At 73.7% G+C, this 26156-nt stretch carries 23 protein-coding genes; 9 read left to right on the top strand and 14 right to left on the bottom strand.

Features of this window, described 5'->3' with window-relative positions; translation table 11 throughout:
- Positions 1–53: 53 nt before the first annotated feature.
- Genes SM418_RS24570 through SM418_RS24555 form a run of 4 tightly spaced genes read left to right on the top strand, consistent with a single transcriptional unit; the run spans position 54 to position 2346 of the window.
- Positions 54–848: a GNAT family N-acetyltransferase gene (locus SM418_RS24570; RefSeq protein ID WP_371943522.1), complete on the top strand. Its 795-nt coding sequence runs from the start codon at positions 54–56 to the stop codon at positions 846–848.
- A complete protein-coding gene (locus SM418_RS24565; protein WP_371943521.1) occupies positions 835–1461 on the top strand; it encodes a hypothetical protein in 627 nt (208 codons plus the stop codon). Before SM418_RS24570 ends, SM418_RS24565 begins: the two co-directional genes overlap by 14 nt.
- Positions 1448–1693, top strand: a complete 246-nt coding sequence (locus SM418_RS24560) for a zf-HC2 domain-containing protein (protein ID WP_371943520.1) — start codon at positions 1448–1450, stop codon at positions 1691–1693. The genes SM418_RS24565 and SM418_RS24560 overlap by 14 nt, the downstream gene beginning before the upstream one ends.
- Positions 1690–2346, top strand: a complete 657-nt coding sequence (locus SM418_RS24555; RefSeq protein WP_371943519.1) for a hypothetical protein — start codon at positions 1690–1692, stop codon at positions 2344–2346. Before SM418_RS24560 ends, SM418_RS24555 begins: the two co-directional genes overlap by 4 nt.
- On the opposite strand, the gene SM418_RS24550 is transcribed toward SM418_RS24555, so the two are convergent.
- From SM418_RS24550 to SM418_RS24540, 3 genes are all read right to left on the bottom strand, one after another.
- On the bottom strand, positions 2336–4807 hold the full coding sequence (locus SM418_RS24550) for a hypothetical protein (protein ID WP_371943518.1): 2472 nt from the start codon (positions 4805–4807) through the stop codon (positions 2336–2338). The two genes, SM418_RS24555 and SM418_RS24550, sit on opposite strands and share 11 nt — an antisense overlap.
- On the bottom strand, positions 4804–5406 hold the full coding sequence (locus SM418_RS24545) for a hypothetical protein (RefSeq protein ID WP_371943517.1): 603 nt from the start codon (positions 5404–5406) through the stop codon (positions 4804–4806). The genes SM418_RS24550 and SM418_RS24545 overlap by 4 nt, the downstream gene beginning before the upstream one ends.
- A 134-nt stretch (positions 5407–5540) precedes the next feature.
- On the bottom strand, positions 5541–6059 hold the full coding sequence (locus tag SM418_RS24540; RefSeq protein WP_371943516.1) for a PH domain-containing protein: 519 nt from the start codon (positions 6057–6059) through the stop codon (positions 5541–5543).
- 136 nt (positions 6060–6195) lie between these two features.
- Between SM418_RS24540 and SM418_RS24535 the strand changes: the two genes are divergently transcribed.
- Entirely contained in the window at positions 6196–6768 is a 573-nt protein-coding gene (locus SM418_RS24535) for a hypothetical protein (RefSeq protein WP_371943515.1), read from the top strand.
- Here the strand turns inward: SM418_RS24535 and SM418_RS24530 are convergent.
- The 8 genes from SM418_RS24530 to SM418_RS24495 form a co-directional block, all read right to left on the bottom strand.
- Positions 6732–7919, bottom strand: coding sequence for a hypothetical protein (locus tag SM418_RS24530; RefSeq protein ID WP_371943514.1), 1188 nt, complete (start codon positions 7917–7919; stop codon positions 6732–6734). The two genes, SM418_RS24535 and SM418_RS24530, sit on opposite strands and share 37 nt — an antisense overlap.
- A gap of 172 nt (positions 7920–8091) precedes the next feature.
- Positions 8092–8934 carry a glutamate ABC transporter substrate-binding protein gene (locus tag SM418_RS24525; RefSeq protein WP_504230348.1) on the bottom strand — a complete coding sequence of 281 codons (843 nt, stop codon included), beginning with the start codon at positions 8932–8934 and terminating at the stop codon, positions 8092–8094.
- Positions 8931–10445 carry a GlnX family signal transduction membrane protein gene (locus SM418_RS24520; RefSeq protein WP_371943512.1) on the bottom strand — a complete coding sequence of 505 codons (1515 nt, stop codon included), beginning with the start codon at positions 10443–10445 and terminating at the stop codon, positions 8931–8933. The genes SM418_RS24525 and SM418_RS24520 overlap by 4 nt, the downstream gene beginning before the upstream one ends.
- Entirely contained in the window at positions 10442–11362 is a 921-nt protein-coding gene (locus SM418_RS24515; protein WP_371943511.1) for an FHA domain-containing protein, read from the bottom strand. Before SM418_RS24515 ends, SM418_RS24520 begins: the two co-directional genes overlap by 4 nt.
- Before the next feature lie 2 nt (positions 11363–11364).
- Positions 11365–12702 (bottom strand): vWA domain-containing protein, encoded by a 1338-nt coding sequence (locus SM418_RS24510; protein WP_371943510.1) that lies wholly within the window; start codon positions 12700–12702, stop codon positions 11365–11367.
- Positions 12699–13919 carry a protein phosphatase 2C domain-containing protein gene (locus tag SM418_RS24505; RefSeq protein WP_371943509.1) on the bottom strand — a complete coding sequence of 407 codons (1221 nt, stop codon included), beginning with the start codon at positions 13917–13919 and terminating at the stop codon, positions 12699–12701. Before SM418_RS24505 ends, SM418_RS24510 begins: the two co-directional genes overlap by 4 nt.
- Entirely contained in the window at positions 13916–15931 is a 2016-nt protein-coding gene (locus tag SM418_RS24500) for a tetratricopeptide repeat protein (RefSeq protein ID WP_443098395.1), read from the bottom strand. Before SM418_RS24500 ends, SM418_RS24505 begins: the two co-directional genes overlap by 4 nt.
- A gap of 419 nt (positions 15932–16350) precedes the next feature.
- Positions 16351–17553, bottom strand: coding sequence for a hypothetical protein (locus SM418_RS24495; RefSeq protein WP_371943507.1), 1203 nt, complete (start codon positions 17551–17553; stop codon positions 16351–16353).
- Positions 17554–17787: 234 nt separating this feature from the next.
- Here SM418_RS24495 and SM418_RS24490 point away from each other — a divergent pair, with 234 nt between their 5' ends.
- Complete coding sequence (locus SM418_RS24490) at positions 17788–18285, top strand: helix-turn-helix transcriptional regulator (RefSeq protein ID WP_371943506.1); 498 nt, start codon at positions 17788–17790, stop codon at positions 18283–18285.
- Positions 18286–18423: 138 nt separating this feature from the next.
- Here SM418_RS24490 and SM418_RS24485 read toward each other — a convergent pair whose 3' ends face one another.
- The gene (locus tag SM418_RS24485) at positions 18424–19554 is read right to left on the bottom strand and encodes a carboxylate-amine ligase (protein WP_371943505.1); all 1131 of its coding nucleotides are present in this window, start codon (positions 19552–19554) and stop codon (positions 18424–18426) included.
- A 118-nt stretch (positions 19555–19672) separates the two neighbouring features.
- Between SM418_RS24485 and SM418_RS24480 the strand changes: the two genes are divergently transcribed.
- On the top strand, positions 19673–20680 hold the full coding sequence (locus tag SM418_RS24480) for an NAD(P)H-dependent amine dehydrogenase family protein (protein ID WP_371943504.1): 1008 nt from the start codon (positions 19673–19675) through the stop codon (positions 20678–20680).
- On the opposite strand, the gene SM418_RS24475 is transcribed toward SM418_RS24480, so the two are convergent.
- Together SM418_RS24475 and SM418_RS24470 are read right to left on the bottom strand one after the other, a co-directional pair.
- On the bottom strand, positions 20655–21449 hold the full coding sequence (locus SM418_RS24475; protein WP_371943503.1) for an alpha/beta fold hydrolase: 795 nt from the start codon (positions 21447–21449) through the stop codon (positions 20655–20657). The genes SM418_RS24480 and SM418_RS24475 overlap by 26 nt on opposite strands.
- A 64-nt stretch (positions 21450–21513) precedes the next feature.
- Positions 21514–23130 (bottom strand): PucR family transcriptional regulator, encoded by a 1617-nt coding sequence (locus SM418_RS24470; RefSeq protein ID WP_371943653.1) that lies wholly within the window; start codon positions 23128–23130, stop codon positions 21514–21516.
- Positions 23131–23277: 147 nt separating this feature from the next.
- Between SM418_RS24470 and SM418_RS24465 the strand changes: the two genes are divergently transcribed.
- Positions 23278–24627 carry an aspartate aminotransferase family protein gene (locus tag SM418_RS24465; protein ID WP_371943502.1) on the top strand — a complete coding sequence of 450 codons (1350 nt, stop codon included), beginning with the start codon at positions 23278–23280 and terminating at the stop codon, positions 24625–24627.
- Positions 24624–26123, top strand: coding sequence for a CoA-acylating methylmalonate-semialdehyde dehydrogenase (locus SM418_RS24460; protein WP_371943501.1), 1500 nt, complete (start codon positions 24624–24626; stop codon positions 26121–26123). Before SM418_RS24465 ends, SM418_RS24460 begins: the two co-directional genes overlap by 4 nt.
- Positions 26124–26156: the final 33 nt, after the last annotated feature.

Here is a 26156-nt window from a genome sequence, read left to right as displayed (position 1 = left end):
CCGAACCTTCCGGAGACTGGTCAAACAGGAGCACGAGCGCAACGATGGGTGTTGTGACGGAGCGAAAAGCACCAAAAAAGGGTGCCGATACATCGGCGGACGGATCAGGCCCGTCCGCCGGGTTCGTGTTCGCGGAGCTGGCGGACGCGGGCGCCGAGATCGCACACCGGTTCTATGAGCGCGTGCTCGAACCGGCGTTCCCGCCTTCCGAGCTGGTGGGGGTCGCGGAGTTCCGGACGGCGTGGCAGAGCCCGCTGCCCGGTTTCCACGGAACGCTCATGCTGGAGGACGGCGAGCCCGTCGCCGGTGCGCTCGGCGAGTTCTCCGCCGACACCGAGATCATGCTCCTGTCCTACCTGGCCGTGTCGGAGGCGATGCGGGGCCGCGGTGTCGGCCGTGAGCTGCTCGGCAACGTGCTGCCGCGGTGGCGCGAGGAGTTGCGTCCCCTCGCCACGCTCGCCGAGATCGAGGACCCGCGCTTCCACCGGGCCGGTCCGCACGGCGACCCGGTGGCGAGGGTGCGCTTCTACGACCGGCTGGGGGGACGGCTCCTGCCCGTCCCGTATTTCCAGCCGTCGCTGCGGCCCGGCCAGCCACGCGTGAGGGACATGTTCCTGATCTCCTTCGACGTGGACCGGGACCGGGTCCCGGCCGAGCCTCTGCTGCGCTACCTGGAGCACTATGTCCGGGAATGCGAGGGCGAGGACGTGGTGCTTCGCGGCGACCCGGGCTACAACGCGCTGCGCACGGCCATCATGGCGTGGGGCGACTGGATCCCGCTGTGGCCGCTCTCCCGGCTGGACGAGGTGCCTCGGCTCGACGACGGGACGAACGGTGCACGGGCCTGAGAGCGCCGGCCGAGAGGTGCCCGAGGAGGAGACCGCCGAGCTGGAGAGGGGCCGGCGCATCCATGCCGGCGACGAGGCTGCGCTGGATGCGCTGCTCCAGCGCGATCACCCTGTGGTGGACCTGCTCGCCCGCGTGCTCGCCTCGGACGCCGGGCCCGGCGACAGCGCGGCGCGGGCCTGGGAGCGGCTCGTCACCGGACTCGCCGCCGCCCGTTTTCCGGAGCTGGGCCTGCGAGCGGCCGTGCTGGACCACCTGGTGGACGTCCTCGACGAGGACGGGCTGCTCGACACGGCGAGTCGTGAGACCGTCTGGTCCGGGACGTTCCTGGGCGAGGGCGACCCTTGGGCCGGCTGGTGGGAGGAGGAGCCGCCGGTGTGGCCGCCGGATCTGACGCTCGCGCCCGACCAGGTGCTGGCCGCGCTGCGGGCCGTGCCGCCCGGACCGCGACTCCTGCTGGTGCTGCGGGACGTGGCCGCGCTGCGGGAGGACCAGGCTGAGATGGTTTCGGGGTACACGGAGAAGGAGCAGGAGATCCTGCTGGAGTCTGCCCGGGAGAGCTATGTTGTAGCGCTGGACATGCTCGTGAAGGAGGGCGCGCATGCGTGCGGTTGACGTGAGCTGCGAGGTGATCTCGGGGCTGCTGTTCCGCTGGCAGGGGGGCGCGCTTCCGGAGGCCGACCGTGACGCCTACGAGCAGCACCTGCTCTTCTGCCCGCCGTGCATGGCGCAGAACGACAAGGCGCACGTGGCCCTTTCGGCGCTCGGCGCGGTGCCCGCCGCGCGACCGGATGAGGCCCTCCGGCGCCGGCTGGCCGGCATCGTGAACCCCGGGCCGGAACGTTGACCTACTGGAAATTCCTGCGCGCCGGGACGGTCAGCCCGTTCACCGGCCATGTCTGGGAACCCGGCACGTGGTACACCGCCGAAAGGACCGAGCCGTGCTCGGCCGGGTTCCACGCCTGCCGCACGGCCGACCTCCCGTACTGGCTGGGGGAGGAGCTCTGGTCCATCGAGTTGGCGTCGCCGGTCGCCGAGCTGCCCCACAAGGTGGTCGCGCCGTCCGCCAGGCTCCGTCACCGGGCCACGGAATGGACGCCGTCCGCCGCGGCGGAGTTCGCCTTGGCCTGCGTTGGGCGCACCGCCGTCCACGCCGCCGGTGAACTGCGCGAGGCCGGGCTCACCGGGGAGGCGGCGCGGCTGGAGGACGCTGCCTCCGCTGCCCCCGCTGACCTCCCTGCCCCCGCTGACCCCGCGGCCGTCGCCGACGTCGCCCGGGCGGGTGCCGAGGCCGCTGGTTTCGCCTCGCGAGCGGCGCGCCTGTGCGGGCTCGTCGTGGACGCCGCGGAGGCCGCCGAGATCTATCCCGTCGCGTCCGTGGCCTACATCGCCGCCCGCGCGGCCAACCACCGCACGGACGGCGGCGGCGCCGACCTGTACGAGCGGGAGCGTCAGTGGCAGGCGGCGTGGCTCGCGGAACGGCTCCGGCTCAGGGACTGACCTCGGAGTTCGCCACCAGCACGTCCAGGCCGGCCGCCGGGTCCGCGGCGTCCTCGAAGAGGACGTTCCAGTCGTCCATGAACGGTGACTCCTCGAGCCGCATCTCGTCTGCGGTGGGACCGGCAGGGAAGAGCCGGGATCGGACCCTGGCGAGGTCGGTGCGCAGGCCGGTGACGTCCGGGACTTCGCTCTGCTTGTCGCGAGGGACCTCCTCCAGGAGAAGGTCCACGAACCGCCGGAGCAGCGGCGGCCGGTCGGCGAGGTCGGCCACGCGTTCGGCGGCACGCGTGGTGATCTCTACGTAGAACTGCTGCGTGTACTCGTCGGGGGCGTGCGGTTCTCCCTGGAACCAGTACGCGTGCGCGATCGCCCTGCCGTACGCGGCTGCCGCGCGCGGCAGGTCTTCGCGGGCCCAGAAGACGTCGGCCTGTGTACGGTGGGCGTTCGCCAGCAGTTCGTGGTCCCATTCCTCGGTCCGCTCCGCCAGGGCCCGGGCCCGCCGCCCGCATTCGGCGATTCTCGACATGGTCTGGTCGAGGTCGTGGCGTTCGAGCGCGAGGTCGGCGTGTTCGTAGTACATCCAGGCGGTGTTCCACTCGTCGTCGAGTTGCTCGAAGCGGTTGATCGCCTCTTCGTAGTAGCTCTCCGCGCGCGGGTCGGACGGGTCCTTGAACCGCCGGGTGTGGGCGAGGAACACGGTGATGAGCGCGTCGGTCCTCGCCATGTCCTCGGCCTCTTCAGGGGTCGTGTCCTGGCGCGTCGTCCCGCGCAATCCGCACAGCCTGCGAATGAGGAGCAGCTTGCTGCGGAGGGCGTCCCAGGGCGCGCTGGCCGGTTTGAGGTAGCTGACGGGATAGTTGTCGAGCAGGAACGTCAGCGCGTCGGTGAGTTGCTGGTCGTCGCTCTTGCGTCGCTCAAGTGAGACGGGCGCTGTGCTTCTGGTGCCGCTCCACACCTCCGAGGCGCGTCCCCAGTCCTCCAGGAGCCGGCGGGTCAGCGGGAACGGCAGGTAGGACGCCCACCACCACACGGACTCGAGGAAGACCAGCGTGAACCTGGCCCGGGTCACGGCGCGTCGGCTGCTCAGCATTCCGGAGTGGAACAGCCATTCGCGTTTCTGCTCCTGCCATGCGGGGTCCTCGAAGCGGTACCACGACCCGTAGGAGTCGTAATTCTCGTCTTCCCATCCCCGGAGGATGGTGTAGTAGTGCTCGGCCGCGGCGCGGTGCAGCGGGAGCCAGCGCTCGTGGCGGTGGTGGGTCCGCAACCGCAGCGAGACGGAACGGCGGATGAACTCGTGCAGCCGGAACCGGTCCGACGGCTCGCCCGAGAGGGCCGGCACCTGCTGGAGGAGGCGGAGCCCGCGCAGCTTCCCGATGATGTCCCCGGTGTTGCGGCCGTCGTCGACCCCGTCGGCGCGCATGAGGTCGGCGAGCAGTTTCCCGTCGAAGGTGCTGGTGATCGAAGCGGCCTCCACCCCCTGGCGCAGCCGAGGTTCCCGGACGGCCTCCAGGATCATGTTGACCAGCTCGGCCCAGCGCTGCTCGGGATCGGAGGGCAGCCGGTCCAGCAGCCGGCGGAGCGCCGGCGGGTCGAGCGTCGAGGGGCCCTTCTCCGCGATCAGGTCGGCGACGAGGGTCACCCCGCCGGGATGCCCGTCGGTGAAGGCGTGCGCGACGTCCGCGATCCCGGGAATGAGCGCCTCGGGGTGGAAGCGCCGGGCGAGGTAGTCGCTCACTTCGGCGGGAGTGAAGTTGTCGAGCGGTACCTGCTGGAACTGCGCGGAGTAGGTGCCGAGGGTGTGGTCGGACGGCGTCCGGGCGATGGAGATGAGGGTCCGCGGGAGGCGCAGCGCGAGCCGGGTCATCCACTGGCCCATCTCGTCGTCGGCGATCAGCTCGAAGGTGTCGACCGTGATGAGGACGCGGCGGTTCAGCGTGAACTCGGTCCAGGCCCGCAGGAAGGCGTCGTCGATCTCGTTCTGCGCTTCGCGGATCTGCCGCCGGACCTCCTCGTCACCGACCTCGACGACGTTGGTGATCTCGGCCTTCTCGACCCGGCCGCGCCGTCCGATGTTCAGGGCGTTGCCGTACAGGACCCGGTCGGCGCGGCGGCTCTGGAACTGCGCGGCCTCCCGGAAGGCGTCGAACTCGTGGTACGGGGGGTCGGCGAACAGCTTCATCAGCTCGCGCGAGCGGTTGAACGTCTCGACGAGGACGGCCGTGCTGGCCCGCGCCCCGAAGTCGTTGTGAAAGCCCTCACCGAGACCGTGCCGCTTCATGTCGACCGAGAACACCTGGGTCCTGTCGAGCTGCGCCGCCTCCTCGGCGAGCATGTTCAGGAAGAACGACTTGCCGATGCCGTGCACGCCGACGACGTCTTGCACCACGCCGTCCCTGGATGTGGCGAGCAGATCGAGGGACTTGCGCAATTCGGCCGTACGGCCGACGAACAGGGTCATTTCTGGTTATCCGGGTGGTCCGCCCTGATCCGGTCCGATCGAGTCGACGGTTCCGATTCCGCGTCCGCGGCGGGCGGCTGGATGGCCGCGTGGCCGGCGTCAGGCAGTTCCCGAGTCGTCGGGACCGGCGGGGCCGCCGATTGGGGCCGCGCGGGCGGCGGTGAGGTGCCGGCGTGCATCGTGATGTTGCCGACCACGCCCTTCTTGCCGATCCGTGCCGCGTTTCCCCGGGTGGAACTCAGATCGACCCCCTCGGCTTTGACCTTTGCTCCCAGATCCAGCCGGTTCGTGCCATCGGCGTCGCCGAACAGGTGCTTCATCCGCTCGGTCTCCGTGTCGCGGAGTTCCCGCAGGCCGAGGAAGACGGCGCGTACAAGGCAGAGGACGAACATCAGCCCCGCCACCACCCAGGCGTAAGGGCGTCCCGTCTGCGGCAGCGAGAAGGCGATGACCGCCACGATCGCGCTCGCGCCCATTCCGCCGAGCAGTACCGGCTCACCCTTCAGGAGACGGACCACCTCGACCGGGACGCGCAGCAGCGAGCCCGGCGCCTGGGGCGGCGGCTCGGGGGCTTGTTGGGTCATGCCGAGAATCTTCACACGGCAAGACCGGAGAAAGGTTGCTACACGACACAAGTGCGTCAAAGCAGCCCTGACCGAATGCGGTCGGCAGCGTGCCGAGCGACCGGGAATTGCGGCGTTCGGCCGTTCCAGCAGGGCCCGGAGACGTCCGCTCAGTCGGGGGAGGCGTCGGTGCTGCCGAAGATGACGGAGGAGACCTCCAGGTAGAGCTGCTCCGGGTACGGCATGAACGGGATGCTCTGGAGCCACTTCTTCTGGCCGGCGCTCTCGGTGCGGAACTCGCCGTAACCGAGCACCCGGCCGACCATGGAACGGGCCAGCGTGATGTCGGTGACCTTCGCCAGAGGCATCATCACGACGTCCCGGTTGAGCACGCCCTTGATCACCATGACCCGGTGCTCGGTGACCAGGAAGAACTCCAGCGACCAGGCGATGACCTTCCAGGCCAGGTAGCCGACGGCGATCAGCCACAGCCACCAGACCCAGACGATGCCGGCCACCGCGCTGACCGCGCCGCACGCGATGAGCCCGGCGACGACGACCCCGACGGGCAGCAGCAGGACGGCGGGGTGCCGGCGCACCGCGATGACGCGTCCCTCGTAAGACATCAGGTATTTGTCGACGGTGCGCGAGGAGGTGTCGCGGTGCACCATCATGTCCTGCAGATTCACGGCGGCGTCCTCGTCATGATCCGGTTGGCTCAACGGTAGCCGACGCGCCGCCGGCCGCGCAGGGCCCGCGCGGTAAGGGCTCTGGCGCCCAAGAGGATCTTGTGGGCGGGGGAGCCGGAGCTCGATGATGGAACCCATGGAGTTCACGCCGGACGTGACGGGACGTCCCATCTGGCGGCTGCTGCTGCGGGGCCTCGGCGTGTACCTGCCGGGCTGGGAGATGCCGGCGGGCGCGCTGCGGGTCCGGCCGGGGACGCCGGCGGGGGGCTTCGGGCCGCCCGCCTACCTGGACGGCGACGCCGGGTTCGGCGTCCAGATCCCGGACCGGCGGCGCGGCCTGGAGCCGGACCGGGAGATCTACGTCCGCGGCAGGGAGAACCCGAGCTTCGGCATCGTCGTCGCGGGCCCGGCCGCGGCGATCGGCAGCCGGGTCGTGGACGCCGGGGTGCTGATGCGGTTCGCGCGGCGGCTGACGTTCGAGGAGCTCTTCGACGCCGGGGATGCCGACTCCGTCCCGTACGCGGTGCGCGGTGCGCGGGCCGTGGAGAACGTGGTCTTCCTCGACCGCGCGGCCGGGATCGGGCTGTGCGCCGAGGTCGACCCGCTCACCCGCACGGCCGGCTGCCCGCTCTACGTGCGCATCGGCAGCCCGGCGGAGCGGACCGTGCGGGCCTACGGGCTCGCCCAGCCGGTGAGGTCCCACAGCTGATGGGACGGCAGCCGCCGCAGCCGGACGGTCGCGGCGGCCGGGTCCCAGAACACCTCGTCGCTCTCCAACTCCAGCGACTGCGCGGCGGTCAGCACCGCGCACAGCAGCTCGTCCCGCGTCCGGACGGCCATGAGCGGGCCGATCTGCGCGACGGCGCCGGAGCATTCCGAGAGCGTCCGCAGGAGGGACTTGAGGGCCGCCTCGTCCTCCGGCGGACGGACCGGCTCCACCCCTGACGGGACGCCGGGCTCCACCCGGGCGAGCCCGCGCCTCGGCTCGTGGACGCCGTTGTGCGGCAGGTCGGCGCCCGTGGAGATGAGCAGCGCGCTGAACGACCCGGCGAGGTCCTCGGAGGCGTGCCCGCCGAGGAAGTAGCGGCGGCGCTCGGGCGCGCCGGGCGCGGGGCCGTCCGCGCCCTCGGCCGTGCGGAACCGGACGTTCAGCCGGCTCGCTCGCACGCACCGCTCGTACATCTCCTGGAGGATGTCCTCCAGCTGGTCGTCGCGCGTCCAGAGCCGTCCCGTGGCGGTGACGGCGTCGCCGTGGGCGCGGGGACGGCCGGTGAGCGCGGCGGTGACGGTGTCGTCGAGCTCTCCCTCGGTGAACTGGAGCAGTTCGGCGACGACGTCCTCGACGTCCTCCAGGGTGCGGGTGAGGGTGCGCTGCAGCTCCAGGATCTCCGCGCCGCCGCGCTCCAGCTCGGTGAGCCGGTCGAGGGCCGCGTCGACCTTCCCGGCGGCCGACTCCCCGTGCGCGCGGGTGACGGCGCGCACCGACGTCTCGACCTCGCCGAGCTTGCGGCGCAGCGCCGCGAGGGTGATCCGCTGCTGCTCCAGCTCGTGCAGCCGGCCCGCCTGCGTCCGCAGGTAGTCGTCGGCCTGGTGGACGAGGCCCGCCAGCTCCTCCACCTGCCCGGTGTTCTGCCGGAGCCGGTTGTCGAGCGCCGGCAGCACGTCCTGCTTGACCCGCGACAGCTCGGCGGTGAGCTGCTCGCCGACGGTGACCAGGACGTTGTTCTGCTTGGTGACCTGGTCGTTCAGCTCGTCGATCCGGCGGGTGAACGCGTTGGCCTGGTCGCGGCTCTGCTTGCCCGCGTAGAGTTCCAGCGCCCCCACCACGACGCACATCACCACCAGGATGACCGTCGTCATGGCACTCCTCGGGCGTGACGGTGTCCGGACCGGGTTTTGATCGCGACCATAACTTACGATCATGCGCGCGGACCGGAACTTACGTAACCGTCTGATCTCCATGACCAGCCGGTCTGAACCACCCTTCCCATGACATTGCGTAACCGGTTCCGTGCTAGCGGTGGCGGGCCGTTCAGACGCAGCCCTCGAACTGCGGGACGGTGGTGGTGATCCGCAGCCCGGACGCCCCGAACCATCGCTTCAGCAAGTCCGGCGCCGTGCCGTCCTGGTACATCCCGGTGATCGCCTTGTTGACCGCCTCGCAGCCGTCCACGTCGCCCTTCCGGAGGCCGACGCCGTACGGCTCGTCGGTGAAGGGCGCGTTGACCAGGGTGAGCTTCTGGCCGCTTCCGGACGCCTTGGCCGCGAGGCCCGCGAGGATCAGGTCGTCGGTGGAGACCGCGTCCAGCCTGCCCGAGACGAGATCGGTGAGGCAGTCGGAGTAGCCGTCCTTTTCCACCGGCAGCGCGGCGACGCCCTGCTCGTCGTGGATGCGCGGGAACGACACCGACCCGCGCACCTTGCAGAGCCGCCGCCCCTTCAGGTCGCGGATGCTCCGGATCCTCCGGGCGTCCGGCGCGCGGACGAGGATGTCCTGGTGGGCGACGTAGTACGGGCCCGCGAACGACACGTCCACCTTGCGTTCGGGGGTGACGGAGTAGCTCGCCACCACGAGGTCGACCTCGCCGTTCCGCAGCATCTTCTCGCGCGTCGCCGAGTACACGCGCTTGAACCGCAGGTTCGCCGCGGAGACGCCGAGCCGTCCGGCGATCTCCTTCGCGATGTCGATGTCGAAGCCCTCGTACCCGCCGCCGTCCTTGCTCGCACCGATGCCCGGCTGGTCGGCGTTGACGCCGATGACGAGCCGGTTCTTGCCGGCGACGGAGTTCTCGGCGTCCGCGATGCCGCACGCCGCGCCCGTGCCGAGGACCGCGGTCGCGGCGAGGAGGGCCGCCGCGGCGCGCCGCGCCCTCACTTCGACCACCGGTACTCCGCCAGGCGGGGACGCACCCCGGCGAGCACGAGCAGGGCGATCACGACGCCGGCGACCGGCAGGACGGCGTACCAGCCGCTCGTCCCGCCGTCCCCGTCCTCGACCGCCTCGTTGAAGGCCTTCTGGTGGACGTTTACCAGTTCCTGGAGGGAACGGTCGTAGGCGGCGAAGTCTGCGGAGGCCGTGCCGCGGGCCGCGACGGCCTCGTCCCGCTGACCCACCCTGACGCGGTCCCTCATCTGACGGTCGTTCGCCTGGACCTTCTGGTAGGCGCTCAGGGTCTTGTTCATGACGTTCGCCATCTGAGCCTCTCGCTCGGACGACTCCGTGGGCCGGTTGGCCTCGGTGCCGAGGAACCCGAGGAACGGCGCCCGTCCGGGCTCGAACGAGAGGCCCTTCTGCACTGCGGCGTTGTACTGGGTCAGGTTGCCCGCCTTCAGGTACAGGACGGTCTGGGACTTGCTCAGGTACACCTGCTCGTAGGCGTCCGCACGTCCGGGATCGAGCAGGAAGCGGGTCTCGTCGGCGTTCGCGCTGTTGCTGATGGCGCGCGTCCGCGAAAGGGCGAGGATCGAGTCGAACCCCTCTTCCTTGGCCTTGCGGAGATGGTCCGCCTGGCCGGACAGCATGAGGGTGCCTGCCGCGACGAGGACGAGCGTGCCCAGCGTGGCCAGCGCGAGCGGCACGTTCAGCAGGCGGCGGAAGCGCTTGGCGAGGTACAGCTGGAAACCGGCCAGGGTCACGAGCAGCGCGACGCCCACGACGAGGATCCAGGCGCGGCCCGCGAGGACCGCCGACCGCTTCTCCTCGTAGGTGTGCCGGACGAGCGTCCCGTTGTCGAGCGTCAGGTTGTACGCCTTGGGGAGCAGGTCCAGCTTCATCAGGTCGGTCGCCTGCCGGTAGAGGTCGATGACCTTCTGCGACGGAGGACCGGACGCGTGCGGGGACTGCCGGTCGAGCAGCAGCGCCTGCCCGGCGAGGCGCTCGTAGCGGCCGAGCGCGTCCAGCACGTCCCGGGCGGTGTTGTCCTCCGTCGTCTCGTCGGCGAGCTTGGCGGCCTTCAGCAGCGCGTCCCCGGCCTTGCGCCGGTTGTCGTCGTAGCGGGCGAGGGCCTGGTCGCGCCCGCCGCCCGCCGCGCCGCCGATCAGCAGCGCGTTGGCGAGCTGCGCGTCCATGTCGGTGAGCTGGAAGTACAGGTCGCCCGTCGCGACGACCTGCGGGCCCGCGTCGTGGCCGATGACCCGCACGCCCTCGCGGGCGTTCGCGATCGCCGCCCAGCCGGCGCCGAGCAGGACCACCAGCAGGACGAGCGACAGCGCGGTCAGCGTCCGGACGCGGGCCGCGACCGTGCGGGGCAGCAGCCGGCGGGCACCGGTCGGCGGCGCGCCCGGCGCCCGCCGGAGCGATCCGGCGGAGCCCTGCCGGGCGGGCGGCGGCGCCTGCGCCGGAGGGGCGGGAGACCCCGCCGAAGGAGCCTGCTGAACGGCCGTCATGTCGCCTCGCCTCGGGTGAGCGTGATGGTGGTCCAGGCGCCCACGTGGATGCGGTCGCCGTCGGAGACGGGGACCTCCACGTTGTACGGGATGGGGACGGTGGACCCGTTCACGCAGGTCCGGTTGGTGGAGCCGGGGTCGACCAGCGTCCAGGTGCCGTCCGGCTTGGCCAGCAGCACCGCGTGGACGTGGGAGACGCCGGGGTCCTCGGGCGGCTCGCGCAGGTCGATCTCGGGCGGGGACGGCTGGGACGAGCTGCGCCGCCCGATCCTGATCTGCCGCGCGGTGAGCGGGATCCGCCGTTCGGGCGCGTACGGCGGGAACGCGAGCGCCGCCGCGTCGGGTCCCTCCTCGGCGACGATCGTGCTGAAGTACTCGCGATCGGCCGTCACCACCGCCGTCCAGGCGTTCGCGGGGACGGGCGGCGCTGGGACGGGCGGCGCTGGGACGGGCGGTGCAGGGACGGGCGGTGCTGGGACGGGCGGTGCAGGGACGGGCTGTGAGACGGGCGGCCGAGGGGCCGGGGGCACGGGCCCCGGCGTGGCCGGCAGGGGAGCGGGCCGCGGATCGGACGGCCCGCGGTCCGCCGGATCCGGCGGAGGCGGGGCCGGCGGGCCGGGCTGCGCGGGTTGGGCAGGTTGAGCGGGTTGGGCCGGTTGAGCGGGAGCCGTCCTCGGCGTGGGGAGGCCGCCGCCGGTCGCGAAGTCGTAGCCGCACGCCTCGCAGAACCGGTCGGCTCCGGACGTCCCGCAGTCGGGGCACGGCGTCGCGCCGCCCGCGGCGGCCCGCGGGGCGGGCGCGCCCGGGGCGGCGGCCGGCGGCGCGGCCCCGTCGGCCGGGTCGCCGCCGATGCGCTCGCCGCAGACGTCGCAGTAGTCCGGCGACTGCGAGGTGTGTCCGCTGGGGCAGCTCGCCATGCTCAGCCCTCGCCCCGCCGCGTGGTCACCGTCTCGTCCTTGCGGGTCCGGACGGTCTTGGTGGACCGGGTCTCGATCTCCATCTCGGCGACCTTGTCGATGTCGCGCTTCAGCCGGACGGTGCCGGTCGCCGGGTCGACGACGTCCACGACCTTGCGCAGCATCGCGGTGATCGCCTCGTTGCCGACCTCGTCGGCGAGCGCCACCGCGCGGCCGAGCCGCGCCGTCGCCGTGTCGAGGTCGCCGTCCCGGCGGGCCTGCAGCCCCTCCTGGATGACGGCCGCCAGCTCGGCCTGCCCGGTGTAGTCCGCCACCCGGGGGTTGATCCGGGTGGAGCGGGCCTCGTCGTCGGTCCACTGGGCGAGGATGTTCCCGGTGGCGAGGACCTGCGCCTCCTCGCCCGGCCCGCCCGGCACGACCAGCTTCACCCACGCGGCGCGCAGCTCCTTGCCGCCCACCTGGCCGGGCGGCAGCTCGACGCAGACGTGGTAGTCGCGGCTCTCCGCGCCCCACGAGCCCAGCGGGTAGTCGCCCGCCTGCGGCGCCGCCTCGACGCGCTTGCCGGTCAGGTCCTCCACCGACGGCATCACCTGCTTGACGAACCGCACCCTCGCCGTCTGGGGCGTCCACACCCGCAGCGCGACGTCGGCGACGGACTTGCCCATCGCGGCCTCCGTCATCGCCCGGAAGTCGGCGACCAGCCCGGCCGGGTCGGCGACGATGTCGACGCTGCCGAGCATCGCGGAGGCGACCTTGCGCAGCTCGGCGACCTCCCAGTCGGTGCCGACGCCGCGGCAGTCGCAGACGAACCGGCCGCCGCAGGCCGCCAGCGCGGCGTCCAGCTCCTCGGGCGTCTCGTGCTGGTTCTTGCCGTCGGTCAGCAGGATCGCGTGCCGGATCCCGCCCTGCACGGTGCCGAACAGCTGGGTCGCCAGCCGCAGCCACGATCCGATCGCGGTGCCGCCGGACGCCCTCAGCCTGCTCAGCGCGTGCTTGGCCTCGGCGCGCGTCTCCGCCGACGCCGCGACCAGCCCGGCGTGCTTCGGGAAGATCATCGTGGCGTTGTTGGAGCCGGAGACCACGGCGAACTCCACGCCGTCGCGCAGCGTGTCGACCGCGACCTGCGCCGCGGCGACCGCCGCGCGCAGCTTGGTCTCGGGATAGGACATCGAGCCCGAGGTGTCGATGATGATGACCTCGGACGCCCGGGTGCCGGACGGGACGGGCACGCCGTCCGCGGCGGCCGCCTCGACGGACACGATGGCGTGCATCTCGCGGCCGCCCTCGGGCAGGAACTGGTTCTGGTCGATCTTGACGGTGAACTGCGGCTGCTCGCTCATCGGGGCTGCTCCGTGCTCTGCGAGGTATCGAGGCTCTGGGCGGTGACACGGTGGTCGGCGGAGGCCGGGGCCGGGAGCGGGATGACGGCGACGGTGATGTTGTCGCGGCCGCCCGCGTCCAGGGCGTGCCGCACGAGCGTCCTTGCCGCGCCGAGCGGGTCGGCGTCCGCGCTCTCGCGCTCGCCGGCCAGCAGCGCGGCCAGGTCACCGGCCGCCGGGAAGTAGTTCCACAGGCCGTCGCTGCACACCAGCAGCGTGCCGGGACCGGCGGGCCGGAACGTCGCGACGTGCGGGCGGACCTCCCCGGCGTCCACGCCGAGCCACGCCGTGATGACGTGCGCGTTCGGGTGCGCCTCGGCCTCCGCCTCGCTCAGCGACCCCTCGGCGACCATGAACGCCGCCCACGAGTCGTCCTCGGTGAGCCGGCGGGACGGGCCGAGCTCGGCCATGTCGCCGGTGCTGGCCTCGGCGTCCGGGGCGATCTCGTCCGGAGCCGGGCCCTGCGAACCGTTCTCGCCGGGCTCCGCGGTGCCGTCGGCGGACAGCCAGTAGGCGCGGCTGTCGCCGACCCAGCCGACGGTGACGGTCGAGCCCCGCGTCACCGCGGACACGTACGTGCAGGACGGCGCGTCCGACGGGGAGGTGGCCAGCGCGGCGACGGCCGCCGCCGCGCGCAGCGCCGCGTGCCGGGTGGCGTCCTCGGGATCGTCGCCGGCGTCGAGCCGCGCCACCAGCTCGGCGGCGCCGGTGTCGGCGGCGGTGCGGGAGGCGTCCTCGGGGCGCTGCGAGGACCCGACGCCGTCGGACACGACCGCCGCGATCCCGGAGCCGTGCGCGGCGAGGGCGAGCGCGTCCTCGTTGCGGCTGTAGCGGCGGCCGCGGTCGCTGGCGCCCGCCGCGATCAGCGGCCGGGCGCCGTTCCCGCCGGGGGCCGCGAGCTCCAGCTCGACGTGGTCGCGCTCGGCGGGCTGGCGCAGCCCGCAGTGCTCGCAGTAGCCGTCGGCGTCGATCGCCGTCCCGCCGCAGCCGGTGCACGGGCGGCCCGGGGGCGGTTCCGCCGCCGTGCCGGACGTGGACGTGGACGGGGGCGGGGCGTCGGTGAGCCGCTGCCCGCACTCCTCGCAGAAGACCTCCTCCGCGTAGACGATCTCGCCGCAGGAGGGGCAGGACAGCTCGGCGGCCTTCGCGTGGTCGGCTCCGGCTCGGTCATCGGTCACAGCATCGTCCTCGGGCGTACGGCATTGGCGGAGTCGACGAGCCGGCGGCACTCGTCCCGGTCACGGGTGCGGCGCGCCAGCTCACGGTACGTGGCCTCCAGCAGGCGGCGCAGCGAGGTCTCGGTGAACGGGGCGCCGAGCAGCGACCCACCCTGCGACCGGTTCGGCGCGCCGGCCCCGGCGAGGAGCCAGTCGAGCGCCGCCTCCAGCACCTCGGCGGCGAGCCGGTCGCGGCGCTCGGCGTCCAGGTCGAGGGCGGCGAGCCGGTCCCCGGCGGCGACCAGCTCGGCCGCCGACAGCTCGGCGGGCGGGCGGCCGCGCACCGCCGTCGCCACGGCCGCGACCTGGGCGGGCACGTACCGGATGGAGATCCTCGGCACCGAGTCGAGCGCCGCGACGGCCGCGCCCCGGTCGCCCGCCGCGAGATGCACGCGGGCCAGGCCGAACGCGGCGTTGAGGTAGCTCTGGTCGGTGCGCCACACCGTCTCGTACAGGCGGATCGCGGCGTCGGGCGCCGTCCGCTCGCGGCAGTAGGCGAGCGCGAGCTTCGGCGCCGCCTCGCCCGGCAGCAGGCCGTACAGGCGGTCGAACAGCGGCTCGGCCTCGGCCACCTGGCCGCGCGCGAGCAGCGCCACCGCCCGGTACCAGTCGACCCGCCAGTCGCCGGGACGCTCGGCGGCGAGCTCGCCGAGCAGCTGGTCGGCCTCCTCGCCCGCGCCCAGCTCGATCTTCGCGCGGGCCTGCGCGAGCCGGACCTCCGGCGTGCGGGACGGCGCGTTCGCCGCCGCCTCCGCGACCTGCGCGGGCTCCAGCGCGGACAGCCCGGAGACGAAACCGGCGGCGGGGTCGCTCCCGTCCACCAGCGGCACCGGCAGCGCCGCCGCCGCCGTCTCCGGCGGGATGGGCGGCAGCGCCTGCTCGCCGGCGGCACCGCCCGCCATCCGGGTCGTGAACCGCTCCGGCCCGAACAGCCCGGACGGGGCGGGACGCGGTGTGCCGTCCTCGGCCGCGAGGACCTCCCGCAGGACGCCGGTGAGCTGCTCGGCCATCTCCGCCGCGTCCTGGAACCGCGCGCCCGCGTCGGGGTGCGTCGCGCGCAGCAGGAACCGGTGGAACGACTCGAACCGCCGGAACACCGGGACGTCCGAGCTCGGCGGCAGCGAGTGGACGTACTGCCTCGTGTAGCCGCGGAACGGGAAGCTCAGCACGGCCAGCGTGCGGCCGACCGTGTACAGGTCGGAGGAGATGGACGGCCCCGCGTCGGCGATCTCGGGCGCCTGGTAGCCGACCGTGCCCCAGATGGCGCCGTCCGGGTCGTCCAGCCGCCGGACGCCGCCGAGGTCGATCAGCCGCAGCTGCTCCTCGGACTGGATCACGTTGTCCGGCTTGAAGTCGCAGTACACGAGGCCCTGCGCGTGCAGGTACTCGAACGCCCGCAGCGACTCCAGCCCGTAGGCGATGGCCTGCGCGAGCGGCAGGTGCTTCTCGCCGGGAGGCTGCGGCTGGCGCAGCAGGATGTCCTTGACCGCCTCGCCGCCGACGTACTCCATGACGATGTAGCCGTCGCCGTCGTGCTGGACGAAGTTGTAGATCTTGACGATGTTGGGGTGCTCGACCTCGGCGAGGAACGCGCGCTCGGCGGCCGCCGCGGCCATCGCGTCGGCGTCGCCGCTGTCCAGCAGGCCCTTCAGCACGACCCAGCGGTCGCTGACGTTGCGGTCCTTGGCCAGGTAGATCCAGCCGAGGCCGCCGTGCGCGAGGCAGCCGAGCACGCCGTACTGCCCGCCGACGAGATCGCCGGGGGCGAGCTTCGGGGTGTAGGAGAAGCGGGTGCCGCACTTCGGGCAGAAGCCCTCGGTCCGGCCGGGCCGGTCGCCGCGCCCCCGGCCGACGGGCTCGCCGCAGCTGCTGCAGTACCGCTTGCTCTCGGCGACCTGCGGGTCGCTCATCACCGCGCTGGACGGGTCGCGGTACGGGACGCGCGGCACCTCGACCAGCCCGGCGCCGAGCATGCCCCGGCGGGCGGACGAGCGCGACGACCCGGTGCGGGTGCTGCCCGTGCGCGTGCTGCCGGTGGAGGAGCCGCCGGCCGCGCCCGCGCGCGAGGTCGCCACGCGGGAGGTGTGCGCGGGCGGCGAGCCGCACACGTCGCAGTAGCCGTCCATGATCGTCCCGGTGCAGCCCGCCTGCGCGCACGCGTCGGGCCGCTCGGCCGCCGGCCGCGGGGCGGGCACGCCCGGCGCGGCGCTCTCCGGAGGATTGCCGCAGACGTCGCAGTAGCCGTCCGTGATCGTCCCGCCGCAGCCCGGCTGCGCGCACGTGCCCGGCGCGGGGGCGCCGGGCGCCGGGGGTCCTGGCGAGGCTGCCACGCCGCATAGGACGCAGTAGCCGCCGTCGACGGTTCCGCCGCAGCCCGGCTCGGTGCACTGGCTCATCGTTCCGCTCCCTTCGCCCGCGACATGATGGCCTGCTGGTATCCGGACAGCGACACGGTCGCGCTCCGCAGATCGCAGGGGGAGGTCCACAGCAGCTCGCGGGCCTGCTGGTAGATCCGGGCGAGTTCGGGGTCCTCGGCGTGGCCGAGCCGCGCGGCCTTCACCCGGTAGGCCTCCAGCCGGCCGCGCAGCTCCTCGCGGCGGTCCAGCAGCCCGCGGATCACGCCCGCGGTCTCGCGGGCCCGGTCCAGCGCCGCGGCGGACGCGCGCTCGAGGCCGGCGACGCGCTCGGCCAGGTCGTGCCAGCCGCCGCGCGTCGGCGCGCCGACCGCGGCGAGCCGGTCGGCGAGGCTCGCCGACAGGTCGGGCAGGTCGGGCAGCACCGGGGAGGCGATCTTGGCGAGCACCTCGTCCCGGACCTCGCGCGCCTCCGCCTCGGCCTCGCGCAGCAGGTCGAGGACGGCGGCGACCCCGTTGATCCGGTCGGCGAACCCGTCGCGCAGCCGCTCCGCCTCCGCCAGCCTGCGCCGCGTCCCGGTGAGGCCGGCGAGGATCGCGTCCAGCCGCGCGGTGTCCGCGCGTCCGTCCCGGGCGAGGGCCAGCGGGTCGCCGCGCACGACGGCCGCGGCCGACTCCAGTTCGCCGCGCAGCCGCTCGAACTCGGGATCGGCCCCGCCCAGGGACGCGAGCAGCTCCCCGGCCGCCCGCCGCTCCGCCTCGACCTCGGCGAGCCGGGAGAGCAGCGTCGACCAGACCGTGTCGAGCGCGGCGACCGACCGCGCGATCTCCTCGTACAGCGGCGTCATCCGGTCGACTGCCGCCCGCAGCGTCAGCCTCTCGCCGGACGGGACGGCCAGCAGCGTCCGCCGCTCCAGCGGCACCTCGGTGACGGGCAGCTCGACCGACGGCCCGGTGAGCAGCCGGGTCAGCTCCGCGAGCTGCGCCTGCCCCGGCTTCGGATGGCGGGCGCGCAGCTCCCCGGCCGCGTCGACCGCGCTCCCGTACAGGTCGAACAGGCTCCACAGGGACGCCATGCGCGTCCGCACGTCGGACTGCAGGCGCTGCGACTCCCCGCTCAGCGCCGCCCCCTCCAGCAGCTGGTACCCCTGGTGGGCCTCGAGTTCGAGCAGGGCGGAGCCGATGCGGTCCTTCTCGTCCCGGAGCCGTGCGAGCGTGCGGTCCGCCTCCTCACGGCTCATCGGGGGGCCGTTCACGCGCGCGTCACTCAACGCCGGTCCACGCTTGACCCATCTTCGCCCCCGATTCCCCCGAATAGAGCACGTTTTTGGAGCCTCAGTTTTCCCCATGCACGGCCGCCTTCTCAACCGGAAGCGATCACCGGCCCGCCGGCCGTTGCCGCGGTGCGTCACGCGACGCGATCCGGCCGTGCCCGAAGGCTGCAAAATGTCAGTGTTCGAACGTATGATCGAACCATGGCGAACGTTGCGACGCACCCCCAGACCGCGCCCACCGCGCCGGCCCCGCTCACCGCGGCCGAGATCGCCGCCCTCGCGCTGTCCCTCGCGCACCTCGGCACCGGCCCGCAGGCCACGACCGCGCGCCGGGCCCTGCACACCCTCCTCGACGCCACCCCCCACGACGACGTCGTCACCACCACCCTCGCCACCCTCACCGCGCCGCTGGACGGCTCCACCTCCGACCGCGCCCGCGTGATCGCCGCCGCCATCACCGAGCACCGCGTCGTCCGGCTCTGCTACGGCGACGCCGGCGCCAACGTCACGATCCGCGAGGTCGAGCCCGTCACCTGCCTCGTCCACCGCGACCACTGGTACCTCGTCGGCTGGTGCCGCATGCGCCGCGGCGTCCGCGCCTTCCGCTTCGACCGCATCCTCGCCGTGGAGTCCACCGGCCTGCGGTCCCGTCCCCGCCGCGCCGACCGCTACCTCCCCTTCCAGCGCAAGGCGGCCTGACGCCCCGCCGCCGGCCCGCGGCGCCCCCTCCCGCGCCGCGGGCCAGGCCCCCAGCTCAGACCGCGCCCACCAGCGCGTAGAAGGCGGCGTCGTCCATGGGGGCATGGGGGCATGGGGGCATGGGGGAAGCTTGCCGGATCAGATCGCCAAGGTGTGGTCGACGGCGCGGGCGACGACGGCCGCGACGTCGTGGGTCCGGGCGTGGACGTCGCGTTGGAACCGGGCGCCGTTGCCGCGTTCCAGCAGGCCGTGCAGGAGCCGAGTAACGGTGTCGAGGTCCCCGGAGCGGTCGAGCGCCGGGGTGAGGTGGTCGAGCAGCGCGGCCACGACCGCGAAGGCGGGGGCGGCGCGCCGGGTGCACGGGTGGATGAGGTCGCCGCGCAGCCCCGACCGCCCGGCCCGCCACATCGCGAGGCGCATCAGGTCGGCCCGCACCGGGTCGGGCGGTTCGCCGGCGCGCCAGGCGAGCGCGGCGGTGTCGACCAGGGCCCGGACGAAGGCGGCGATGAGCACGGCGTCGTCGGCGTCCAGGCACACGTCCGGCACCCGGACCTCCACGGTCGGGTAGTTGCGGGACAGCCGGGCGTCGAAATAGATCATGCCCTCGTCGACGAGCGCGCCGGTGGCGAGCAGCGCCTCGACCGTCGCCCGGTACGCCGCGGCGGAGCCGAACAACTCGGTCGGGCCGCTGGAGGGCCAGCGGCTCCACACCTGGTGCCGCCAGCTGTCGTAGCCGGTGTCGGCGCCCTGCCAGAACGGCGAGTTCGCGCTGAGCGCGAGGAGCGGCGGCAGCCACGGCCGGATGCGGTCCAGGACGGCGACGCCCTCCTCCGGGGACTCGATGCCGACGTGCACGTGGCAGCCGCAGGTGAGCTGCTCGCCCGCGGCGGGCCCGTAGGCGTCCAGCATCCGCAGGTAGCGGTCCGTCGGGGTGAGCGACGGGCGGACGCTCACCGGGGACGTGCCGAGGGCGGCCACGTCCGCGCCGATCCCGGCCGCCGACTCGGCCGCCGCCAGCCGCGCCGACCGGACGTGCTCGGAGAGCTCGCCGAGCGACGTGCAGACTGGCGTCGCGGTTTCGAGCTGCTCGCGCTGCAGCTCGGTCTCCAGGGGCCCCGACCGCCGGCCGCCGGTCAGGAACAGCTCGTCGTGGCGCTGGGCGTGGCTGATGACGGAACCGGAGACGGCCTGCGGCACACCGGTCACCGGGTCGACGAGGAGCAGCTCCTCCTCCACCCCGAACGTGCGTGGAGCCGTGTGAAGTGTCACCAGGATCTCCTTCCCGGCAGTGCACCGTTCAACGTCCCCGGAGGGCATCGTCCTGGTCGGAGGGGCCTGCCTACAATGCGCGCGCACGTGACCGGGCACCTCGGGGAAAGCTGGTGGTATGTCCTATCTCGTCGGCCAGTGGGGCACCGGAGCCGTCGGCAGGCGGACGCTCGGGGCCCTCATCGAGCACCCGGACCTCGAACTCGCCGGCGTCGTGTCCGACGACCCCCGCCAGGCGGGCGTGGACGCCGCCGAACTGGCCGGAACCGGCCGCCGCTTGGGCGTGCCGGTCAGCGGCGACCCCGCCGGGCTCCTGGCCGTGCGGCCCCGGGTCGTCTGCCACACCGGCGGCTCCGCCGACGATCTGTGCCGCGTCCTGGAGGCGGGCGTCGGGGTGATCTCGAACGTCCTGCCCATGCTGGTGGACCCGCCGTCCGCCGACCAGGGCCTTGTCCGGCGGCTCCGCTCGGCGTGCGCGACCGGCGGCGCCGCCTGCCTCACCCTCGGCCCCGGCCTGGTGGGCGACGTGCTCCCGCTGCTGCTCAGCGGTGCCTGCCGGCGCATCGACGGGATCAAGGTCACCGAGTTCCACCGCGTGGACGGTCCCGGGACCGCAGGGCGGTTCGGGTTCGGCGAGCCCATCGGCCGCCGCCCGCCGATCGTGCGGCCGGGCGCGCCGGCGCGCCGGTGGGGGCCCGCCGTCCGGCTGCTCGCCCGGCACCTGGCCGTCCCGCTGGACGACCTCGCCGAGACCCACGAGCCGTGCGCGGCCCCGGAGGCGCTGGAGGTGCCCGGCGGCCGGATCGAGAAGGGCGCCCTGGCCGGCCTGCGGTTCCAGGTGGCGGGCGTGCTGAACCGCCGTCCCGTGATCACCGTGGAGCACGTCGTCCGGGCCCGCGCGGACCTGGCCCCGCACTGGCCCGCCGCTCCGTTCGGCGAGGCGGGCGGCTACCGCGTCGAGATCGCCGGCGAGCCGGCCGCGCGGATGGACCTCGCCGGCCCCGGCGGCGCGGACGCCACTGCGCTGCGCATGGTCAACGCCGTCCGGGCGGTCGCCGAGGCCCCGCCCGGCCTGCACACTCCGCTGACCCTGCCGGTGTTCACCGGCCGGCGCCTGCTCCGCTGAGCCAGCGCGCGATCAGCGTCCCGGTCTCCTCCGGGCGGTCGACGTAGAGCATGTGCCCGGCCTCGATCTCGCTGATGACGAGCCCGGAGCCGAGCGCGGCGCGGCATGCCACCACGAACTCGGGCCGGACGAGGTCGGCCCGCGTCGCGATGACCAGGTGCGTGGGCACGCCCCCCGGCGGCGTCAGGTGGGGGCGGGCCATCTCCGAGTACGCCGTCACCACCGCCGCGGGCTCGAACCGCCACCGCAGCCGTCCGTCCGAGGCGGGTTCGAGGTGCTCGGCGACCTCCTCGTCCACTGCGTCGGCCGGAGCGCCGGGCCAGCGCGCCGCCCGGTAGGCGCGGGCTTCGGCGACGTCGCCGAACGACACGGGGGCCAGGTACGCGCGGGCCTCCCGCGCGGCGACCTGCGGGGCCAGCCCGATCGCGGGGTCGAGCAGGAGGAGCCGCCGCACCCGCCGCGGCGCCGTCCGCGCCAGATGCAGCGCGATCATCGCGCCGTAGGAGTGCCCGACGAGGTCGGTCCGCTCGACGCCTTCGGCGTCCAGGAGGGCGAGGACGTCCGCCACGTGCCGCTCGACCGTCCAGGGCGGCTCGTGCGGTGACCGTCCGTGGCCGCGCAGGTCGGGCGCGAGGACGGACCGGTCCGCCAGGTACGACTCCGCCGTCCGCCGCCAGCGCGCCCCATGCCCCGTGACCCCGTGCAGCAGGACGGCGGGCGCCCCCGCCGGATCTCCATATCGATGCACATGCAACGCCGCGTCCGTCATGGAGTGAAGCGTATGCGCGCGGGGCCAGGCCCGGACGTCCTTCACCGGCCATCGCGGGGGCCGGTCAGGGACGCTCCCACCGGACGGAGCTCAACGCCAGCAGGGCGACATGGAGCGACACGCACGACTCGACGTCGTCGAGATCGGCGTCGAGAACGCGCTCGATGCGGCGCAGCCGCTCGTAGAACGCGGGGCGGGAGAGGTGCGCCCGCTGCGCGGCGACGGCCTTGTTGCGCCCCGCTTCGAGGTAGAGCTCCAGGATGCGGGTGAGGCCCGCGCCGCGCTGGGCGTCGTACTCCAGCAGCGGCCCGAGTTCGCGTTCGACGAACGTCTGGACGCGCGCGTCGTCGCGGAGCAGGTGCAGGAGGCCGCGGAGGCGCAGGTCGGGGAGGCGGTAGAACAGGCGGGCGCCCGAGCCCCGGGCGGCGACGCCGGCGACCTGCTCGGCCTCCAGGAACGAGCGGCGCACGTCGCGGATCGTCTCCACCACCGACCCGGCGGCCATGACCGTGTCGCCGGACTGCTCGCGGATGCGGGTGGCGACCTCGGTGAGCGCCGTCTCCACGTCCGCGCGGGCGGGCAGCGAGGCGAGGACGCCGACGCGGGCCTGCGGGCCGCCCTCGTCCAGCACGCCGACGAGGGCGGCGAGGCGGGCGTCCCTGCAGGCGGCGGCGGCCGCCTCGGCGAGCGCGGACGGCTCCCCGGCCGGCGGCGCCTGCGGGCCGGGCCCGCGGTGCCGGAGCACCACGCCGAGCAGCCGCCGGCCGGACAGCGGCACGCCGAGCGCGCGGGCGCGGGCGGCGGCCTCCTGCGGGTCGGAGTAGGCGTGCGCGAGGATGCGGGCGATGATCGTCCCGTGCGCCTGGCGTTCGATGCTCTCGGCGTGCCGGTCGAGCAGCCGGCCGAGGGCGAGGGTGGTCGCGGCCCGCTCGACCAGCACGGTCTCGCGGGGCGACGGCGGCGCGCCGAGGTCGATGATCAGCCGGCCCCAGTCCTCGCCGCGGGCGCCGACCATGGTCACCAGCCAGCCGGACGCCGGGTCGTAGCCGGTGCGGCGGCCGGGCCGGACGGCGCGCGAGCGGGTCTCCCACGCCGACAGCAGCTCGGCGGGGTCGCAGCCGCCGGCGTCGGCGGCGAGCACCTGGTGGGCGAGGTTCTCCAGCACGACCGGGTGCCCGCCGAGCGCGGCGACCTGCCGGACGACCTCGTCGGTGGAGGCGCCCTCGACCGACAGCTGGGTGAAGATCTCGTGCAGCCGCTCGGAGGCGCGCAGCTCGGCGAACTGCTCGCGCACGATCCGGGCGTGCACGGACTCGGTGATGTCCACGAACGCGGGCTCGTGCGCGAGGACGATCACCGGGAGGCCGTGGTCCTCGGCGGCGGCGATCAGCGCCGGCGGCAGCACGCTGGCGTAGCGCCGGCCCAGTTCGATCATCAGCCCGCTGACCCCGACCTCGGCGAGGTCGGCGATGTAGGCGCGCAGCCGCTCCGGCTCGTCCGGCAGCGCGATCCCGGTGGTCAGCACGAGTTCGCCGCCGTGCAGCAGGTGCGCGATGTCGGTGACCTCGGCGACGTGCACCCAGCGGACGCGGTTGCCGGTGCGGTCCGCGCCCGCGACGACGTGCGGCTGGCCGCGGCGGACCGCGTCGAGCTGGAGGACGTCGTCGACGGTGGGCAGCATCGTGTTCGCGATGATACCGGACAGGGTGTCAACGACACCGACCACAGCGTTACAGGATGTCAGTCATCGGCAGACCGTCAACGGGGGCCGCGCGCTCCTGACACTCTGCGGGTGGCCGCGCGCGTCCGCTCGGCCGAGACTTGTCTCATGTCGGAACACGCGAACCTGCTCCGGCGCCACAGGGCGGTCATGCCGTCGTGGATGGCGCTCAACTACTCGGACCCGATCGAGATCGTCGGCGGCAAGGGCGCTCGGGTGACCGACGCCGAGGGCAACGGCTACCTCGACTTCTTCACCGGAATCCTCACGAACATGCTGGGCTACGACGTTCCCGAGGTGCGGGACGCGGTGGAGCGCCAGCTCGCCACCGGCGTCGTGCACACCTCCACCGGCTACCTGCTGCGCGGGCAGGTGGAGCTGGCCGAGAAGATCGCCCGGCTGTCCGGCATCCCGGACGCGAAGGTCTTCTTCGCCAACTCCGGGACGGAGGCCAACGAGACCGCGCTCCTGCTGGCCGCGTACGCGCGGCGCAGCGGCCAGGTCCTCGCGATGCGGCAGAGCTACCACGGCCGGTCGTTCGCCGCGGCGGGCGTCACCGGCAACCGGGCCTGGCGGAACCTGTCCCTGTCGCCGCTGGACGTCCACTTCCTGCACGGCGCCGACCGGCACCTCCCGCAGTTCGCCGGCATGTCCGACGGGCAGTACGTCGACGCGTGCACGCGGGACCTGCGGCACGTGCTCGCCACCGCCACCGGCGGGGACGTGGCCGCGCTCATCGCCGAGCCGATCCAGGGCGTCGGCGGCTTCACGATGCCGCCGGACGGCCTGTTCGCCGCCTACAAGGACGTCCTGGACGAGTTCGGGATCCTGTTCGTCTCCGACGAGGTGCAGACCGGCTGGGGACGGACGGGCCAGGGCTTCTGGGGCATCGACGGCCACGGCGTGACCCCGGACATGATGACCTTCGCCAAGGGTCTCGGGAACGGCTTCACCATCGGCGGCGTCGTCGCGCGCCGCGAACTGATGGACGCGCTGCCCGCGCTCGGCATCTCCACGTTCGGCGGCAACCCGATCTCGATGGCCGCCGGGAACGCCACGCTCGACTACGTCCTCGACCACGACCTCCAGGCCAACGCGGCCCGGCAGGGCGCGACGATCATCGGCGGGCTGCGCGCCGCCGCCGAGCGGCTCCCGATCGCGGCGGACGTGCGGGGCAAGGGCCTGATGTTCGCGGTCGAGCTGGCCGACCCGCGCACCGGCGAGCCGAGCCCGCCGCTGGCCGCCGCGCTCATGGAGGCCGCCCGTGAGCGGGGGCTGCTGATCGGCAAGGGCGGCCTGTACGGCAACGTGGTGCGCATGGCGCCGCCCCTGAACCTGACCGACGCCGAGGCCGCGGAGGGCCTCGGCATCCTGATCGCGTCCCTCGAAGCCGTGAGCGCGGCCGCCGGCGCGGGGGGACGCCGGGGGTCGTCCCCCGGCGAGGAGGAAGCCAGATGACCAGGCACGTCACCCACTGGATCGGCGGCAAGCCGTTCGACGGGGAGGCCGCGCGGCGGGGCGACGTCTACGAGCCCGCGTCGGGGCGCGTCGCCGGGACGGTCGACTTCGCCGGCCGGGACGAGGTGGACGCGGCCGTGGCCGCCGCGAAGGGCGCGTTCCCCGGCTGGCGGGACGCCTCGCTCGCCCACCGCGCGAAGGTGCTGTTCCGGTTCCGCGAGCTGGTGAGCGCGCACGGCGAGGAGATCGCCCGGCTGATCTCGGCCGAGCACGGCAAGGTGATCTCTGACGCGGCGGGCGAGGTGGCCCGCGGCCTGGAGGTCGTGGAGTTCGCCTGCGGCATCCCGCACCTGCTGAAGGGCGGGTTCTCGGAGAACGTGTCGACGCGCGTGGACGCCTACTCCATCCTGCAGCCCCTCGGCGTGGCCGCCGGGATCACCCCGTTCAACTTCCCGGCGATGGTGCCGATGTGGATGTTCCCGGTGGCGATCGCCTGCGGGAACACGTTCGTCCTGAAGCCGTCGGAGAAGGACCCGTCGGCGTCGGTCCGGCTCGCGGAGCTGTGGGCCGAGGCGGGGCTGCCGGACGGGGTGTTCAACGTCGTCCACGGCGACAGGGACGCGGTGGACGGGCTGCTGCACCATCCGGACGTCAGGGCGGTCAGCTTCGTCGGCTCCACCCCGGTCGCCCGCCACATCTACGCGACGGCGGCGGCGAACGGCAAGCGGGTGCAGGCGCTCGGCGGCGCCAAGAACCACATGCTGGTCCTGCCGGACGCCGACCTCGACCTCGCCGCCGACGCCGCCGTGTCGGCGGGGTTCGGCTCGGCGGGGGAGCGGTGCATGGCGATCTCCGTCGTCGTCGCCGTGGACCCGGTCGGGGACGAGCTGATGGCGAGGATCCGCGAGCGGGTCGCCGGGCTCAGGGTCGGCCCCGGCGACGACCCGGAGGCGGAGATGGGCCCGCTGGTCACCCGGGCGCACCGCGACAAGGTGGCGTCCTACCTGGACGGAGGGGTCGCGCAGGGCGCCACTCTCGCGATCGACGGGCGCGACCCGGACGTCCTCGGCGGCGCGGGCGACGGGTTCTGGCTCGGCCCGAGCGTCCTCGACCACGTCACCCCGGAGATGGACGCCTACCGGGACGAGATCTTCGGCCCGGTCCTGTCGGTGGTGCGGACCGGATCGTACGAGGCTGCCATGGAACTGCTCTCCGCCAATCCGTACGGCAACGGCACCGCGATCTTCACCAACGACGGCGGGGCGGCGCGCCGCTTCCAGAACGAGGTGGAGGTCGGCATGGTCGGCGTGAACGTCCCGATCCCGGTGCCGATGGCGTACTACTCCTTCGGCGGCTGGAAGGACTCGCTGTTCGGCGACAGCCATGCCCACGGGATGGAGGGCGTCCACTTCTACACCCGCACGAAGGCGGTCACCGCCCGCTGGCTCGACCCCAGTCACGGTGGAGTGAACCTCGGTTTCCCGACGAACGGCTGACGCGCGTCTCCGGTGCGTACGGCCGGTGGCCCC

It is taken from the genome of Actinomadura chokoriensis, assembly GCF_041463665.1.
GTDB classification, from domain to species: Bacteria; Actinomycetota; Actinomycetes; order Streptosporangiales; family Streptosporangiaceae; genus Spirillospora; species Spirillospora chokoriensis_A.
The sequence above is the reverse complement of the archived record's forward strand: the minus strand, read 5'-3'. Positions and strand labels throughout refer to the sequence as shown.